This is a genomic window from Corynebacterium sp. HMSC055D05, assembly GCF_001810365.1.
GTDB lineage: Bacteria > Actinomycetota > Actinomycetes > Mycobacteriales > Mycobacteriaceae > Corynebacterium > Corynebacterium coyleae.
On record NZ_KV801082.1, the window covers coordinates 1 to 15107 of the forward strand.

At 62.0% G+C, this 15107-nt stretch carries 15 protein-coding genes and 2 pseudogenes; 9 read left to right on the forward strand and 8 right to left on the reverse strand.

The features are described 5' to 3' along the window. Positions 1-271: pseudogene (locus tag HMPREF2734_RS10470) on the reverse strand (hypothetical protein); the annotation flags it as partial. 109 nt (positions 272-380) lie between these two features. On the opposite strand from HMPREF2734_RS10470, the gene pth (HMPREF2734_RS10475) reads away from it, so the two are divergent. Together pth (HMPREF2734_RS10475) and HMPREF2734_RS10480 are read left to right on the forward strand one after the other, a co-directional pair. Next, a complete protein-coding gene (gene pth, locus HMPREF2734_RS10475) occupies positions 381-926 on the forward strand; it encodes an aminoacyl-tRNA hydrolase (RefSeq protein WP_246816825.1) in 546 nt (181 codons plus the stop codon). A gap of 4 nt (positions 927-930) precedes the next feature. Beyond that, positions 931-1725: a fumarylacetoacetate hydrolase family protein gene (locus HMPREF2734_RS10480; RefSeq protein WP_070570875.1), complete on the forward strand. Its 795-nt coding sequence runs from the start codon at positions 931-933 to the stop codon at positions 1723-1725. 41 nt (positions 1726-1766) lie between these two features. On the opposite strand, the gene HMPREF2734_RS10485 is transcribed toward HMPREF2734_RS10480, so the two are convergent. Continuing rightward, complete coding sequence (locus tag HMPREF2734_RS10485) at positions 1767-2651, reverse strand: NAD(P)H-dependent flavin oxidoreductase (RefSeq protein WP_070570876.1); 885 nt, start codon at positions 2649-2651, stop codon at positions 1767-1769. On the opposite strand from HMPREF2734_RS10485, the gene pth (HMPREF2734_RS10490) reads away from it, so the two are divergent. Beyond that, the gene (pth, locus tag HMPREF2734_RS10490; protein ID WP_070570878.1) at positions 2650-3180 is read left to right on the forward strand and encodes an aminoacyl-tRNA hydrolase; all 531 of its coding nucleotides are present in this window, start codon (positions 2650-2652) and stop codon (positions 3178-3180) included. The genes HMPREF2734_RS10485 and pth (HMPREF2734_RS10490) overlap by 2 nt on opposite strands. On the opposite strand, the gene HMPREF2734_RS10495 is transcribed toward pth (HMPREF2734_RS10490), so the two are convergent. Next, positions 3164-3703: an NADPH-dependent FMN reductase gene (locus tag HMPREF2734_RS10495; protein ID WP_070570880.1), complete on the reverse strand. Its 540-nt coding sequence runs from the start codon at positions 3701-3703 to the stop codon at positions 3164-3166. The two genes, pth (HMPREF2734_RS10490) and HMPREF2734_RS10495, sit on opposite strands and share 17 nt — an antisense overlap. Before the next feature lie 47 nt (positions 3704-3750). Here HMPREF2734_RS10495 and HMPREF2734_RS10500 point away from each other — a divergent pair, with 47 nt between their 5' ends. Further along, the gene (locus HMPREF2734_RS10500) at positions 3751-5382 is read left to right on the forward strand and encodes a peptide chain release factor 3 (protein WP_070570882.1); all 1632 of its coding nucleotides are present in this window, start codon (positions 3751-3753) and stop codon (positions 5380-5382) included. Here HMPREF2734_RS10500 and HMPREF2734_RS10505 read toward each other — a convergent pair. The 3 genes and pseudogenes from HMPREF2734_RS10505 to HMPREF2734_RS10515 form a co-directional block, all read right to left on the reverse strand. Beyond that, positions 5379-6251: a patatin-like phospholipase family protein gene (locus HMPREF2734_RS10505; RefSeq protein WP_070421248.1), complete on the reverse strand. Its 873-nt coding sequence runs from the start codon at positions 6249-6251 to the stop codon at positions 5379-5381. The two genes, HMPREF2734_RS10500 and HMPREF2734_RS10505, sit on opposite strands and share 4 nt — an antisense overlap. A gap of 49 nt (positions 6252-6300) precedes the next feature. Then, positions 6301-6531 (reverse strand): annotated as a pseudogene (locus tag HMPREF2734_RS10510) (SDR family oxidoreductase); the annotation flags it as partial. Positions 6532-6552: 21 nt separating this feature from the next. Next, positions 6553-7671 carry a YihY/virulence factor BrkB family protein gene (locus tag HMPREF2734_RS10515; protein WP_070570884.1) on the reverse strand — a complete coding sequence of 373 codons (1119 nt, stop codon included), beginning with the start codon at positions 7669-7671 and terminating at the stop codon, positions 6553-6555. 27 nt (positions 7672-7698) lie between these two features. Here HMPREF2734_RS10515 and HMPREF2734_RS10520 point away from each other — a divergent pair, with 27 nt between their 5' ends. After that, positions 7699-8094: a hypothetical protein gene (locus HMPREF2734_RS10520; RefSeq protein ID WP_070421251.1), complete on the forward strand. Its 396-nt coding sequence runs from the start codon at positions 7699-7701 to the stop codon at positions 8092-8094. Between the two features lie 10 nt (positions 8095-8104). On the opposite strand, the gene HMPREF2734_RS10525 is transcribed toward HMPREF2734_RS10520, so the two are convergent. Continuing rightward, positions 8105-9607 carry an SLC13 family permease gene (locus tag HMPREF2734_RS10525; protein WP_070570886.1) on the reverse strand — a complete coding sequence of 501 codons (1503 nt, stop codon included), beginning with the start codon at positions 9605-9607 and terminating at the stop codon, positions 8105-8107. 114 nt (positions 9608-9721) lie between these two features. Between HMPREF2734_RS10525 and HMPREF2734_RS10530 the strand changes: the two genes are divergently transcribed. The 4 genes from HMPREF2734_RS10530 (at position 9722) to HMPREF2734_RS10545 (ending at position 12716) form a co-directional block, all read left to right on the forward strand. Next, entirely contained in the window at positions 9722-9907 is a 186-nt protein-coding gene (locus HMPREF2734_RS10530) for a hypothetical protein (protein ID WP_141750481.1), read from the forward strand. An 87-nt stretch (positions 9908-9994) separates the two neighbouring features. Continuing rightward, positions 9995-10438, forward strand: coding sequence for a DUF2871 domain-containing protein (locus HMPREF2734_RS10535; RefSeq protein ID WP_070570890.1), 444 nt, complete (start codon positions 9995-9997; stop codon positions 10436-10438). A 17-nt stretch (positions 10439-10455) separates the two neighbouring features. After that, positions 10456-11685 (forward strand): peptidase T, encoded by a 1230-nt coding sequence (gene pepT / locus HMPREF2734_RS10540; RefSeq protein WP_070570892.1) that lies wholly within the window; start codon positions 10456-10458, stop codon positions 11683-11685. Positions 11686-11918: 233 nt separating this feature from the next. Further along, complete coding sequence (locus HMPREF2734_RS10545; protein ID WP_070570895.1) at positions 11919-12716, forward strand: hypothetical protein; 798 nt, start codon at positions 11919-11921, stop codon at positions 12714-12716. A 15-nt stretch (positions 12717-12731) separates the two neighbouring features. Here HMPREF2734_RS10545 and HMPREF2734_RS10550 read toward each other — a convergent pair whose 3' ends face one another. Next, complete coding sequence (locus HMPREF2734_RS10550) at positions 12732-15101, reverse strand: zinc metalloprotease (RefSeq protein WP_141750482.1); 2370 nt, start codon at positions 15099-15101, stop codon at positions 12732-12734. Between the last annotated feature and the right edge of the window lie 6 nt (positions 15102-15107).

The window sequence follows — 15107 nt, forward strand, 5'->3', positions numbered from 1 at the left end:
GCAGGGTAAAACGCAACCGCCAACGCTTCGCGGCATCTTCAACCACGGCGAGTTTGCGTTCAATCAAGCACAACTGATCCAAGGGTGTGTCTGCTGCCATGTGGCGTGCGTCGGATTGTTTCCGCGTGAATTTCGTCGCTCCGTAGTAGACGTCGTGTACGCGTGACCATTCTCGGATGCGCGACGGGTTCAGCCCGGCAGCAAGGGCTGTGTCGCGGTCGAAGTCGGCGATGTCCGAAAGCCGGAAGCCGAGAAGGTCTACAAATGCCATGGCATAAACGCTACGAAGCGATCAACCACCGCACAAGACCCACCACAAAAATGTGGATAACTCCCACACCAAATTCCACAAACCGCTGGTGAGAAGTACTATGTGCGTCGTGACTGTTCTGATCGTTGGTCTTGGGAATCCTGGCCCTCAGTATGAAAATACGCGTCATAACGCGGGTGTGGTCGTCGTCAATGAGCTTTTGGAGCGCACCACCCCGATGCCCGCAACCTTGTCGGCACACAAGCGCACTAACACCGAGGTGGCGGAGTTGGCGGCGGGACGCCTGGCTAAGGACCGCGTGATCGTTGCGCGCACGCGCAGTTTCATGAATGTTTCGGGCGGGCCGGTGAAGGCGCTCGCAGATTATTTCGGCGTGAAGCCGGAAGACGTGTATGTGATTCACGACGAGCTCGATCTGGACCTCGGCGAGGTGAAGATCCGTCTCGGCGGTGGCGATCACGGCCATAACGGGCTGAAGTCGGTGACCAAGGCGCTGAACAAGCCGTACAACAAGGTCGCCGTCGGCATCGGTCGCCCGCCCGGACGGATGGCGCCGGCGGATTATGTGCTGAAACCATTCAGTGCAAAAGAGCAGGTAGATCTCGCGATTGCGGCTGCGGACGCGGCGGATGAGATTCTGCGCGCGTTAGGCTAGCCGCATGAGACTTGCAACGATCAGGACTGGAAACACCACCACCGCGGCCCGGCTTATCGATGACACCCGCGCCGTCAAGCTCAACGCCCCCGACGTCGGCGCACTTTTGCACGCGGGAAAATTCGAGGAGGGCGAGGAGTTTACCTTCTCCCCCGCTGATTTGGCGCCGGTGATTCCGCGCCCCGGCAAGATCATTTGCGTGGGGCTAAATTACGCGAAGCATATCGCGGAGATGGGGCATGAGCAGCCGGATGTGCCGACGCTGTTCATTAAGTTCCCGGAGGCGCTCGTTGGGCCGTATGACGACGCTGAGGTGCCGGAGTTCCATGCGGAGTCGTTGGATTTTGAGGGTGAGTTGGCGGTGGTCGTCGGTAAGCGGGCGCGCCATGTGTCCAACGGTGCGGATTACATTGCTGGCTACAGCGTAATCAACGACTACACGCAGCGCACGTATCAGAAGCGCACGCAGCAGTGGCACCAGGGCAAGTCGTTGGAGAAGACGGCGGGGTTCGGCCCGTGGCTGGATACGCAGTGGCAGCCGGGTCCCGCGATTACGACGACGGTTAATGGTGAGGTGATGCAGCATTCGCGTACCGACGACCTCGTGTTCACCCCCGCGAAACTCATCGAATTCATCTCGCATCTGTATCCGCTGGAACCGGGTGATGTGATCGCCACCGGCACCCCGGACGGTGTTGGCCACGCGCGTGATCCGAAGCGCTACCTGAAAAATGGCGACACGGTGCGGGTTGAGATCGAAGGGCTCGGTGCGATCGAGAACACCACCCGCGTGTACTAGACGCCGAGCCTGTCCAGTAGGCGTACTTCTGCCTCGGCCGCCTAGGGCGTGAGTATCCGTTCGATCTCGGCCGCCGGTGCAGCCATCAACGCTCCCCGGTCGGCGCCGACGAGGCAGTAGTCGTTATCCCTGGTCATCGGCCGTAAATACGGGTAGGTCGGCGGCAGGTCAGGATTTTCCCGCGTGAAATCTGTTTCCACACCGCTCGCCCACCGTCCGGAGAAGGCGCGGGTGACGACGGCGGGTGTGTCGGTGCGCAGGAGTTCGCGGTTGTGTTGGCTGGTGCCGGCTTCGTCGGCGAGGAGGAATGCGGTGCCGCAGGCGACGGGCACGTCGATCGCGGCCACGTCTTCGGGTCCACGGATGCCGCCGGCGGCGATCACGGGAACGGTGGCGAGGGGCCGCAGATCTGCGAGCAACTCCGGCAATGAGCGCTGGTCAGGGTCGTCGTGTTGGCTCCAGGTGCCGCGGTGTCCACCGGCGCGTGGGCCCTGGATGATTACGCCGTCGACTCCCCTGGCTTGGGCTTCGAGTAGTTCGGCCTCGTTGGTCACTGTCGCCCAGGCTTCCGAGCCGACCGCATGCAGTTGTGCGATCTCGGTTTCGGTGAAGCAGCCGAACGTCGAGGACACCACGGCGGGTGCGGCCTCCAGCACGGCGGCGAACTTTTCGGCGTAGTCGGATTCGAGTGCCGGAACTGCCTGTTGGAGGTGGTGGGCGGTGCGGTGGACGTCGTCAGGCAATGGCTCGGGTTGTGGCACGAAGAGGTTCGCGCCGAACGGTGCTTCGCACGCCACTAGCCATGAACGTGCCTGGGATACGCTGCAGGTGCCGAGCGCGATGAAGCCGAACGACACCGCGTTGACGAGTTCGGGTGTGGATGGTCCGCCGGCCATGGGTGCTGCGATCACGCGTGGAAATTCCATGGGTACAGTGTGGCACGTGTTTGGTTTTTTCAGACGTCCCAAGGCTGATTGGCTGGTTGTGGGGTTGGGTAACCCGGGTGCGGAGTATGCACGCACGAAGCACAATGTGGGCTTTTTGGCGCTCGATGAGTTGCCGAAGATCGACGGTGTGGCGCGTTGCAAGCCGCAGACGTATATGAATCTGTCGGGTGAGGCGGTCGCTCCCCTTGTCCGGAAGTTCAACGTGCCGCCGGAGCGGGTCATTGTGCTTCACGACGAGCTCGATCTCCCAGCCGGCAAAGTCCGCGTGAAACTGGGCGGGAACGAGAACGGCCATAACGGTCTGAAGTCGATTACGGAGCATTTGGGCACGCGCGATTACGTTCGGGTGCGCATCGGTATTGGCCGGCCGCCGAAGGGTACGGCCGTGCCGGATTGGGTGCTCAGTGATATTTCCGGCGACGAGGACATCGCAACCGCGGCGGAGGCGGCTCGCCTGGTCGTCGCCGAGGGGTTAGCGAAGGCGCAGAACGTTATCCACGCGCGCTAATTGCCTGCTCTAGGTCGGTGAGCACAGTGCCCAGCGCGTCGGTGTTGGCGGCCTTTTCTTCCTCGAGGTCGGTGCCGAAGATGTTGATGCCCACCTGGTTGCGGATGTCAAACATGGAGAAATTAGCGACGATCTGACGCCAGTGCTCAATCGCGCGAATCGCGCCGGTGCCGCTGTAGCCGACGAACGCGACCGGCTTGCCTGCCCACTCGGAGGCGAGTGAGTCGAAGGCGTTTTTCATCGTGCCGGGGATGGAGTGGTTGTACTCAGGGGTGACGAAGACGAAGCCGTCGCAGGCGTCGATGGCGTTTGACCAGGCGGTGACGGCGTCGTGCTCGTATTGTTTGTTGGCGGCGCCCGGCACGGTGGCGGCGGTGAGCGCCGGGACGTTGAACTCTGCGAGGTCGAGGAGTCGGTATTCGACGCCGTCGCGGGCGTTGCCGGTGTCGGTTACCCAGTGGGCGACGCCTTCGCCGACGCGGCCTTGTCGGATGGATCCTAGAAATACGCCAATTGTTGTCATGTACGCGACTGTACTCGGTGGGTGGGTCGTCGATAAGCTAGCGCCCCATGAGCACTGTTTCCGAGGCCGCCCGCCGCCGCACGTTCGCTGTTATCGCCCACCCGGATGCGGGTAAGTCCACGTTGACGGAGGCGCTGGCGCTGCATGCGCATGTGATTTCGGAAGCTGGCGCGGTGCACGGTAAGGGCAACCGTAAGTCGACGGTGTCGGACTGGATGGAGATGGAAAAGGAGCGCGGTATTTCCGTCGCGTCGTCCGCCTTGCAGTTCGAGTACGCGCCGGAGGGGCACGAGGGCGAGCCGTATGTGGTCAACCTCGTCGATACTCCGGGCCACGCGGACTTTTCCGAGGACACCTACCGTGTGCTTTCTGCGGTCGATGCTGCGGTGATGCTGATCGACGCGGCGAAGGGCCTCGAGCCGCAGACCCTGAAACTGTTTCGTGTGTGCAAGGCGCGTGGCCTGCCGATTGTCACGGTGATTAACAAGTGGGACCGCGTGGGTCGTGAGCCGCTTGAACTTGTCGACGAAATCGTTACCGAAATCGACCTCCAACCCACCCCTCTGTACTGGCCGGTAGGCGAAGCGGGTGACTTCCGCGGGCTCGCGCACGTCTCCTCCGATGGCGAGATCGACGGGTACGTGCACTTCACCCGCACAGCCGGCGGTTCGACGATTGCGCCAGAGGAGCACTACTCCGCCGACGAGGCCGCCGCGAAGGAAGGCGACGCGTGGGACACCGCGCTCGAAGAAGCGGAGCTTTTACTTGCCGACGGCGCCGTCCACGACCAGCAGCTCTTCGAACAGTGCATCACCTCCCCCATCATTTTCGCCTCGGCGATGCTGAACTTCGGCGTGCACCAGATCCTGGACACCCTGTGCGCGATCGCCCCGGCACCTGAGGGCCGCGCCTCCGACCCGAAGGCTGTGGAAGCCTCCACGACCGCGATGGATACCGAGCGCGAAGTTGGCGACGACTTCTCCGGCGTGGTGTTCAAGGTCCAGGCCGGCATGGATAAGAACCACCGCGATACGTTGGCGTTTATGCGCGTGGTTTCCGGCGAGTTCGATCGCGGTATGCAGGTCACGCACGCCCAGTCGGGCCGCAGCTTTTCCACGAAGTACGCCCTGACCGTCTTCGGCCGCAACCGCGACACCGTGGAGACGGCGTTCCCGGGCGACATCATTGGCCTGGTCAACGCGGGTGCGCTGGCGCCGGGTGACACGATCTACTCCGGCAAGAAGGTCCAGTTCCCGCCGATGCCGCAGTTCGCACCGGAGCACTTCCGGACGCTGCGTGCGAAGTCGCTGGGTAAGTACAAGCAGTTCCGCAAGGCGCTTGAGCAGTTGGATGCCGAGGGCGTGGTGCAGATCCTGCGCAACGATACGCGTGGCGACGCCGCCCCGGTCATGGCCGCCGTCGGCCCCATGCAGTTCGAAGTCATGCAGGCTCGCATGGAAAACGAGTACAACGTGGAAACCGTCACCGAGCCGATCCCCTACTCGGTGGCGCGCCGCACCGACGCCGAGTCCGCCCCGGAGTTGGGTCGCCAGCGCGGCGTGGAAATTTTCACGCGTACAGATGGCGAGATCATCGCGCTGTTCGGTGACAAGTGGAAGCTGGCTTTCGTCGAGAAGGAGCACCCGGAGCTCACCATCGAGCCGCTCATCGCGGACTAGCGCTTCGCGGTGAGGAACTCGCGCATCGCGGGCCAGTCGCGCTCCACCTGGGCCTGGCCGGCAGCGTAGTTCGCCCACAGTTTCTCCGCGTTGAGCTCGGTGGACTCCACTCCCATCGCATCGGGGAAGAAAATGTAGGCGTTGCCGGCTGCCGCTTCGTCGATAAGCGACTGCTTCGCAGCGTTGTAAATGCCCGGCCGAGCAATCATGGCGTCGGCGACTTTCGGCGTGCTGCGCATGATGCGACGCACGGCGCGCTCGCGCTTTTGCGGCCCCTTGACGTAGTCGCGCGGGCGGGTGAGCACGGCGAGGAAACGAGTGTAGCCGGCGGCGCGGGCGGCGTCGATAAGCAAACCGCCCGAGGTGCCCAGCGCGCCATCGACGTAGGGCACGCCGTCGATCTCGCGCATCTTCATCAGGACCGGCATCGTCGACGACGTCCGCGCGGCGAGGGCGACATCCTCCAAAGTGCGCAGGTTGTCGCGGTTAAACGCCACCGTCTCCCCTGTGTCGGCGCGCACGGCCTCCACGTGGACCTCCTCGGTGGTCCGGGCAAACGCGTCAAAGTCGAACGGCAGGACGTCCTCGGATTGCTCGTACGCCCATTCGCCGTTGATCAGGCCCTTGCCTCGCACCACAGAGCGCCAGCCGCCGAACTTGGGGTTACCCGGAAACTCCGTGAACGCGTTTTCAGAGCGCCACGTGTCGCGGGAGACGAAGTTCAGCGCGTGGACCGAGCCTGCGGAAATGCCGCCGACCCAGCCGAACTGGACCTCCTCCGCGATGAGCTTTTCCACCACGGGTGCGGTGTAGGAGTTGCGGGTGCCACCGCCCTCAAAGATGAGGGCGGTGTCGCGGGCGTCAATCATGCCCGCGAGCCTACGCGCACGCCCGTGGCACTTTCAACGGTGTTCAGTGTTACGGCGTCAGCGCGCCGCCGGTAACCGCAAGCGTCTCACCGGAGATGTACGACGCGTCCTCGGAGGCGAGGAACACGTACGCGCCGGCGAGCTCGGCCGGCTGTCCTGGTCGTCCGATGTCGGAGCCCTGGGCGAAGTTGTCGACGACCTCCTCCGGCTGCCCCTCAGCGGGCTGGATCACGGTCCAGATCGGCCCCGGCGCAACGGCATTGACGCGGATTCCCTTCGATGAGAGGAGCTCGCCGGCCCCCTACTCATGGCCTACATCACGCCTGTCCAGGATTTCGTCGGCGGCGCGGTCGGTCCACCGGCGGGTCTGCAGCCGCCACGCCGCCCCACTGTTGGAGCGTGGTGGTGCCTGGATGTGGCGGCGTGAGTCCATGCCGTGTTGGAGTTCTTTGGCGCGTAGGACTTCGGCGTCGATTTTTACGCCTTCGAGCAGCACGATGTTCATCAACCAGATCAGGGCGAGTACCGCCAGGACGGTGCCGAATGCGCCGTAGGTGCTGCGTATGCCGACGAGTTTGAGGTACCAGGAAAACCCGATCCATAGCGCACCGATGACGAGGAGCGCGCTTGCGGATCCGAGGGTGAGCAGGCGGAATTTGCCGGGTTTGACGTTGGGGGCGAAGTAGTAGAGCACGGAGACGAGCGCGATTGAGACCACTGCGATGACGGGGGTGCGCAGGTAGTCCCAGACGGGGAGGAAGATTGCGGTGAGGTAGTGCAGTTCGTCCTCAAGTCGTAGGGGTCGCGCGATGGGTTCGAATACGGCGTTGACGATTGAGTCGGTCAGCAGGGCCCCGAGCACGATCACCAATGCGCCAATGACCAAAACGACCGTGACAAGCCACATGGTTATCCATGTCACGACGAGTGGGCGGCCTTCGGTGCGTCCGTAGATGAGGTTGGCGTTGCGGGAGAAGGATCGCACGTACGCGGATGCTGACAGGAGCGAAATCACCACTGACACTGCCAGGGCGATGGTGCTTTCTGCTGGGGTGGCCACGATGACTGTCAGGAGACGCAGGGCTTCTGATTGCAGTTGCACCGGTACGTATTGGGCGACGAGGTCGGCGATGATTGAGTCGGCCATGTCGTCGCCACGCGGCATGAGCAGGCTGAAGATGGAGTATGCGGCGAGCAGCATCGGCGCGACCGACAGCAGGGTGTAATAGGTCAGGGTGGCGGCGCGGTCCACCATGGCGTCGTTGGAAAAGTCTGTGACCACGCGGCGGAAGATGGATTTCCATCCGGCGCGTGTGAGGCGGTTGCCGCGGCGTAGGGGTGTTTCGTAGTCGTGGGGTGTGACGACGAGGTCGCCGGTGCCGTACGACATCACCATGTCGACGCGGTGCGATTCAGACATACTGGTCACCTTATACACTCCCTTGTCATGGGAATCATCGACCGCGCGCGTGAACTTTTCGGGTTGAACCAGCCTCGGCTGGTGGAGTTGCCGGGGCGGGTGGTGCCGGTGGTCGTCGATAAGCTGCAGGTGCACACGGCGCGGCTTGCGCCCGATACCAACGAGAAGATCATCATCGTGACCACCTCAGCGAGGGCACTCGAGGAGCTTTCGCGTATCGACGACGCCGTGCAACTCACCTCCCCCAACGAACGCTCCGTCACGTTCGTGCCGGTAGACCGCAGGTCCGAGCCTGTGCTGGATCCGAAGTACGGCTGGATCATCCCCGTCACACGTGAGACCGCCGCCGAGTTTGCGGGGTTAGCAAAAGGCCCAGGCGAGCACGAACTTTCGACGCTGCACCTGGGCCTTATCCTGGAGTAATACGGCGTATCTAGACCAGGCCGATCCAGTTCCAGTAGGTGGCGGACAGCAGCAGGATGAGCAGGTAGGCCACGATGGTCAGTGGGATACCGCTGCGCAGGAACTGCTTGGAGGTAAACGCGCCGGTGCCGTAGGCCAGCATGTTTTGCGGTGCGGAGACCGGCAGCAGGAAGCCGAAGCAGATGACGAACTGCTGGATGATCACGAACCCGATGCCGCCGTTGGGCACGTCCAGGGTGGCTGCAAGGGCGATGAACACGGGGATCAGCGCGGAGGCAAGCGAGGTCGCGGAGGCGAAGCCCAGGTGGATCAGGATGTTAAACAGCGACACCAGGGCGATCGCGGCGAGGATCGGCATCGAGGACAGGCCGATAGCGCCGAAGGTTGCCTCAGACAGCCAGGTTGCAGCGCCAGTGTCCAGCAGGAACTTGCCCAGGGAGATGCCGGCGGCGAACACGACGAGGGTGCCCCAGTTGATCTGCTGCTGGGCGTACTTCCAGTCCATCACGCCAATGACCGGCATAAGCATGAAGCCGACGGCGACGATGGTGATGGTTGCGGAGGAAATCGGGTGCAGCACGCCTTCGGTGGCCCAGAAGAACAGCAGCAACACTGCGATGGCGGTGAGGCGCTTCTCAGCGCCGGTCATGGGTCCCATTTCCGCGAGCTGCTTTTCGACGAGCTCACGTCCCCCATCAATCGACTCCACCTCAGGCTTAATGGCGGCACGCATGATGAAGTACAGGGCGATGGACATCAGGATCGACCACGGTGCGGCCCAGATGAACCACTGGCCCCAGGAGACGGTCTGGCCCATTTGGTCTTCGATGAAGCCGACAGCCACGAGGTTTTGCGCCGCAGCGGTCTTGATGCCGACGTTCCAGATGGACACCGCCTGGGTTGCCGTAATCACGAGCAGCGCGGCGAGCTTGGATTCCTTGGCCAGACCGAAGGCGGCCACCATGCCCATGAGAATCGGCACGACGGCGCCGGCGCGTGCGGTTGCGGACGGGACAAAGAACGCCAGGATGATCGAGATAACAATCGCTCCGATGACAATGTTGGAAACTTTCTCGCCGGCGAACTTCAGCACATACAGCGCCAGGCGACGGTGCAGGCCGGTCGCCTGCATGGCGGTTGCCAGCGCAAGTGCCGCAGCAACAAGCGCCACCGCCGATGACGAGAAGCCGCTCATGGCGATACTCAGGCCCTTGGAGGCACCGATCGCTTCGCCTGTTTCGGGGTCCACGGCGAACGTGAGCATGATTGCGATCAGCCCGACGATCATGACCGCACTGACCGGGTAGGACACTGCTTCCGAGACCCACATGATCACGGCAAACGCAAGCATGCCGAGTGCGATCTTCGCTGGCATGGCAAGCCCTGCGATGGGGGTCAGGATCACAGCGGCCAGTGCGATAAATGAGAGGAAAAACGCGATCGTTTTTCCTGTGTTGAGTTTGTTTGAGGTTTGTTGTTCGGGGCTGTCTGCGGGGGCGACTGCCGTTGTCACGGTCTTCCTCCTTGAAGTGGTTGTTCCTGCATAAACATTAGTCTCACCAAATGGGCCTTCAAAATGTGACGCGTGTACTGTTTGCCCTGCATACGGGCGCGTAGCATGGCCATCATGGGCTTGAGTTCACTGTTGACGTACAACATCCATCATGGTGCACAAGATTTCCGCAATGCGCTCGGCAACGGCGCCGCTGACCCCTGGTTGCCTGCGTCGTGGCAAGCGTCGCTAAACGATCTGAGCCATTCTGTCGTGGCGTTATGGGATTCGGCCATCAACGCAATCTCCATCATCGTTTAAACGGCACACCCGGTTCGCAGGACCGAGCTTTCTGGTACAAACGTAGATAATGTTCACAACACTTTGTTGCTAAAAGGAGTTTTTCCCATGAAGGCCCTCTACAGAGCCGCAATCTTCTACCTCGCCTTCGGCCTGATCTCGGGCGTGTTCTACCGCGAGTTCACCCGCGCCAACAACTTCCCAGAAGGCCAGTTCACCCAGCTCAGCGTTACCCACACCCACCTTTTGGCCCTGGGCTTCATGATGTTCCTCATCTTCCTCGCGCTTGAAAAGGTCTTCACCTTCTCGCGCAATAAGAAGCTTTTCAATATCTTCTTCTGGCTCTACAACGCAGGTTTGCTCACCACCGTGTCCATGCTGATCTTGCACGGCTCGCTGACGGTGCTGGGCAAGGAGTCGGGTGCGGCGATCTCCGGCATCGCAGGTTTGGGCCACATCATGCTCACCATCGCGTTGGTCATCTTCGTGGTGCTGCTGGGTCGCGCCATCGATAGCCCTACCCGAACCTCCGAGGCAGCGCTGGCAAACTAACGCGCTACCCTCGCGGCATGAGCACTCTCACCCCGATCCAGCAACGTCTCACCGACCGTTTCTTCCGCTATGTCCGCACGGAAAGCCAATCCGACGCTCACGCAACCAAGGTCCCGTCCACCGAAAGCCAGTGGACGTTTGCGCGTTTGCTTGTCGACGAGCTCTCCACCGCCGGGGCCACCAACGTCCACCTGTCCGACACGTGCGTGGTCACCGCGAAGATCTCCGGCACCGGCGACGGCCCCGCGATCGGCTTCTGCTCCCACCTGGACACGGTGGATGTAAACCTCTCCCCCACGGTCAATCCGCAGCTAACTCATTACAAGGGCGGGGATATTTGCCTCAACGCCGAGCGCGACCTCTGGCTGCGCGCCGCCGACCACCCGGAACTTGCAGCGTACGAGGGCCAGCCGATCGTCCACACGGACGGCACGAGCGTGCTTGGCGCCGACGACAAGGCCGGCGTGACCGCGATCATGGAGGCGGTCACCGAGCTCGGCGGTCAGACCCCACACGGCGACATTTACATCGCGTTCGTGCCGGACGAGGAGATCGGCCTGCGCGGTGTACGCACGATCGATTTTGACCGCTTCCCCGTCGATTACGCCTACACCGTCGACGGCGGCGAGCTCGGCGAGGTTGTAGAGACCACGTTCAACGCCGCCACCGCCACCATTACCATTGCCGGCGTCAGCGCCCACCCGATGAACGCGAAGGGCAACCTGGTCAACCCGATCACACTGGCAATGGAGTTTGCCAACCAGCTCGACGCGCAGGAAACGCCCGAGCACACCGAGGGGCGTGAGGGCTTTATCTGGCTCAACCACATCGACGGCAACCAGTCCACCTGCACCATGCAGTTGAGCATCCGCGATCATGACCGCGAAGGCTACGAGGAAAAGAAGCAGCGTCTACGCGCGCTTGCCAGCGACCTTGCCGCAGCAAACCCCCGCGCCACCATCACCTGCGACATCGAAGATGTCTACGCGAACATCTCCGACGCGAAGACCCCCGAAAATTCCGTCGGCTCCGAGCGACTGCACGCTACGATGCGCCGCCTCGGCATCGAGATCAAAGAGATCGATATGCGCGGCGGCACCGACGGGTCATGGCTGTCCAACCAGGGTGTCTACACCCCGAACTATTTCACCGGCGCGCACAACTTCCACTCGATCTACGAGTTTCTGCCGGTGCCTTCCCTCGAGCGCTGCTATGAACTCACCCTCGCCCTGATGCGTGGCGAGTAACCGGCTCACTAAGCACGCTTGATGCTGGTGCTCGTCTTGTGCATGAGCTCAGTGTCAAGTTCCTCGCGCGTGTGGCGTTTTCGGCCACAATTACTGCTGCGTTGCTCGGTTCCCTACGGAATGCACAATATATTGTGCATCCCGGCTCTGGTGTTGGGGCCGGTTGTGGTTTAGGCTCGTCGATACGCGGAAGCAAAATGGGGGCTTCCGCCCGACACCCAGGGGGGATAATTATGGCTTTTCGTGCCTACGAGCTTTACTACCTCGATTCTTACGACGAGGAAGTCGATGACCTTGTCACCATGTACGACTACGACGAGGACGACTACAGTTTCGACGACGACATCCGCTGGCACATTGACGACGACTACATCATCGAAAACGGCCTCCGCGTCGCAATACTCATCCACGACCCGGAAACCCACGAAATCGACTGCGCGTTGCTCCAACCGGACAACCCACGCGCGCCCGATTGGTATGGCGTGGAGGAGATGGCCAACGTCATGGCCGAAGTCCAGCGCATCATGGTCGCTCACGACGACTACACGGTCAGTATCGTGCCACCGCAGGATCCCGCGTTCGCGCTCACGGCGCCTCGCGTCTTCCCTGCGGAAGATCTCACGGCTGCGACGGTGATGATGCTCGGCGACTCGCAAGACAACGCGTGGTACAGCGCCTTTTGTATCGAGTTCACACCGAACCTGAAGTCCGACGAGTCGTTCCCAGTCGCCGTTTTTGTGTACGACCCGCGCGATAACCGCCTTGTCAGCAAGAGCTTCACCGGCATCAACCCGTTCGCGCCGGAGGCGTTCAACCGGAGGCAACGCAGGATCGTCGAGCGCAAACTCGACGAGATCTTTGCGGCAATCGACTCCTCAAAAACCGCAACCCATCCCGTGAGCCCGTTTGCCAACCTCGGCCCGCAATTCCGTGCATCGAGGCTGCCCTCCGTCGAGGCGGCCGGCCCCGACCACGCGCTCCTCCAAACACTTGAGAGGCTTCTGGCCTGGTGGCAGGAGCAGGCAGCCTAGGCGTTAGATCATGCGCTAAATCATGCCCTGGCTCATCGCCCAGCCAGCTAGCGCAGCACCAAGGCCGCCGATAGCGAGCAGCACGCCGATGATGATCGCCACTGGCGAGACCGCACCGTCGCCGTTGGCCGGCGGCTGCTGCGTCTTCGGTTTCTGCGCCGCCGGCGCGTTGCTCGTCCCTTCGGTCTTGTCCTTCGGCTGCAGCTTCCTGCGGGCCATGTCCTTGACGTACTCCGGGGCGTCGGAGGCAAGCACCTCGGCAAGCACCTTCGCCATCTCTTCGCGGGTGTAGTTCAGCGCGGAGACGTTGTAGGACTGGCTAAACACTTCCGTTCCGCGCGAGTTTGTAACCACTACGCTCAGCGGAACGACCGGCTTGTCCAAAAACGCCGCGCGGTCGAGCTTGATGTCTACCTGCTTCTCGTCGCCGACTTTGCCGGCAGGCTTCAGGTCGTAGCTTTGTTGGAACACTCCCGAGCCGTAGTTGACGCTGACCTTAAACCGCTCGTCCACGTCTCCCAGGTTGGAGATGGTGCCGCGCAGGACGTTGTCGTCGCCAAGCTGTGCGACGACGCCATTGTCACCGTTCGCGGTTTCGTTGAGACGAAAGCCTGCCTTGTACTTGTTGTTGCTTGCCGCGTTGATGACCAGTTCTTTGACGTCACCTTCGGTCAGCACCGGCATGCTTTCCTCGCCGTGCGAGTGGTCGTGATCGTGGTCGTCTTTGTCGTTTTCCTTGTCTGTCTCGTCGTTCACTCCGATGTGGCCTTGGCCAACGTTCGCGCCTGGAAGGTTCAGGTTCGCCCAGTCCGCCGGGATCTGAAACTCCCTGCCGGTCTCGTCGTGGCCGTGCGTTTCCTTTTCGGCAAAGTTGAACTGGTTGAACTGGTGCGCGTAACTCATCACCGAGTTGTACTCTTCGAGGTCATCGCGCGCCGGTGCCGTGTTTGACTCCACGTGCGCGCCGTAGTGCAGCAGGTTCAGGGTGTGGCCGAACTCGTGCAGGATCGTGTTGCGCAGCTGCTCCTGCGTGGTCATCTCAGGATGGTTCGCCACGAAGAATACGGAGTCGTTGACCAAAGCGAGGCCTGTCGAGGAGTCGCCGCGAGAAATCGTGTCGCCGATGACGCCAACGCGGAAGACCGCCTTGCGTTCTCCCAGCAACCGTTCGCGTGCCGAGATGAATTGGTTTTGCGCATACAGCGCGTAAGCCCATTCGTCTTTGGCCAACTTCGGATCGGCCAACCCTGGCATGAATTCTTTGGCGTAGTCCTCGGTCTTGCCGCCCTCGCGGTCTGCCTCCTTCATGCTGGACATCGAGGAACTGACGTACTCCGGCCCCGCAACGATGTGGAGATTGATGCCTTGTTTGGCGAAGCGCTCCTCCAACTGCTTGAGGATCTCCGGTGACGGCGCATAGTCCTTCGTGTTTGCACGCGCACAGTCGGCGAACTGGGTAAAGCCCGCCACGGATGCCGCGAAGGATTCCTTCCGGTCGCAATTGAGCTGTTCCCACTCGGATCGCATCCAGTGCAGCTGCAGGAACAGGTCGGGTTTGTTCTCGTCGGCGCCCCACTGGTGGATTGGCAACGATTTGCCTGAGGAGAGTTTCATGCCGACGCGTTCCCACGAGTTGCGCAGCCCGTCGCCGTCGGAGTCGAACGCGGCTGGCTGCGGGATGAAACGCGCCTGGGTTTCGGCCTCGAGTTTCTCACCCGCTGCGAGGCTCTTGCTCCAGCGTCCGGCCTGGTAGCGCGCGTCGTTGTCGTTGCGGCTCTCCTTGGCTTTCTCAGCGGTCGGTCCTACGCCGAACCGGTCGGCGTTCGCAAACTTCACGCGTGCGGTGTGGCCGGGCTTTTCCGGGGAGACGCGAATTTCGCCGTCGAAGTATTGCTGCGCGCGGAGTTGGCCGTGGTCGCCCATGATGTCGCTTACGGCTTCGACGCGGACATTGACCGGGGCGCCCGAGACGTTGGTGGCGGTGACGGTGTACTGGATGATGTTGTCGAAAATGTTGATGGTGCGTTTGACCTCAACACCGTTAAACGTCTGGGTGTAGACAACCGTGTCGGTTCCGTCGTCTCTGCTGAGGGTTTCGGGCGTCGCGTTCCAGTCGACGGGCATTTTCGCCTCGTTGACGTACACGTCGGTGCTGAGGCCGTACTTGAGCACCTCGGCGGCGGCTTCGGGGTGGTCGAAGTCGAAGAGGCCCTGTCCGTCGGGGCGCACGGTCGCGTTGATGTACGGCGACCATGTGCTCTTCTGCTGCCCCTCAACGACAACCTGCCTGCCTTGCTGTGTGACCTTGGCCTGCGCGGGCATAACGCAGACGGGGGCGAGGGCGGCGCACAGGCCGACTGCCATTACTTTTGTGGAAAATCGCATGTTGTT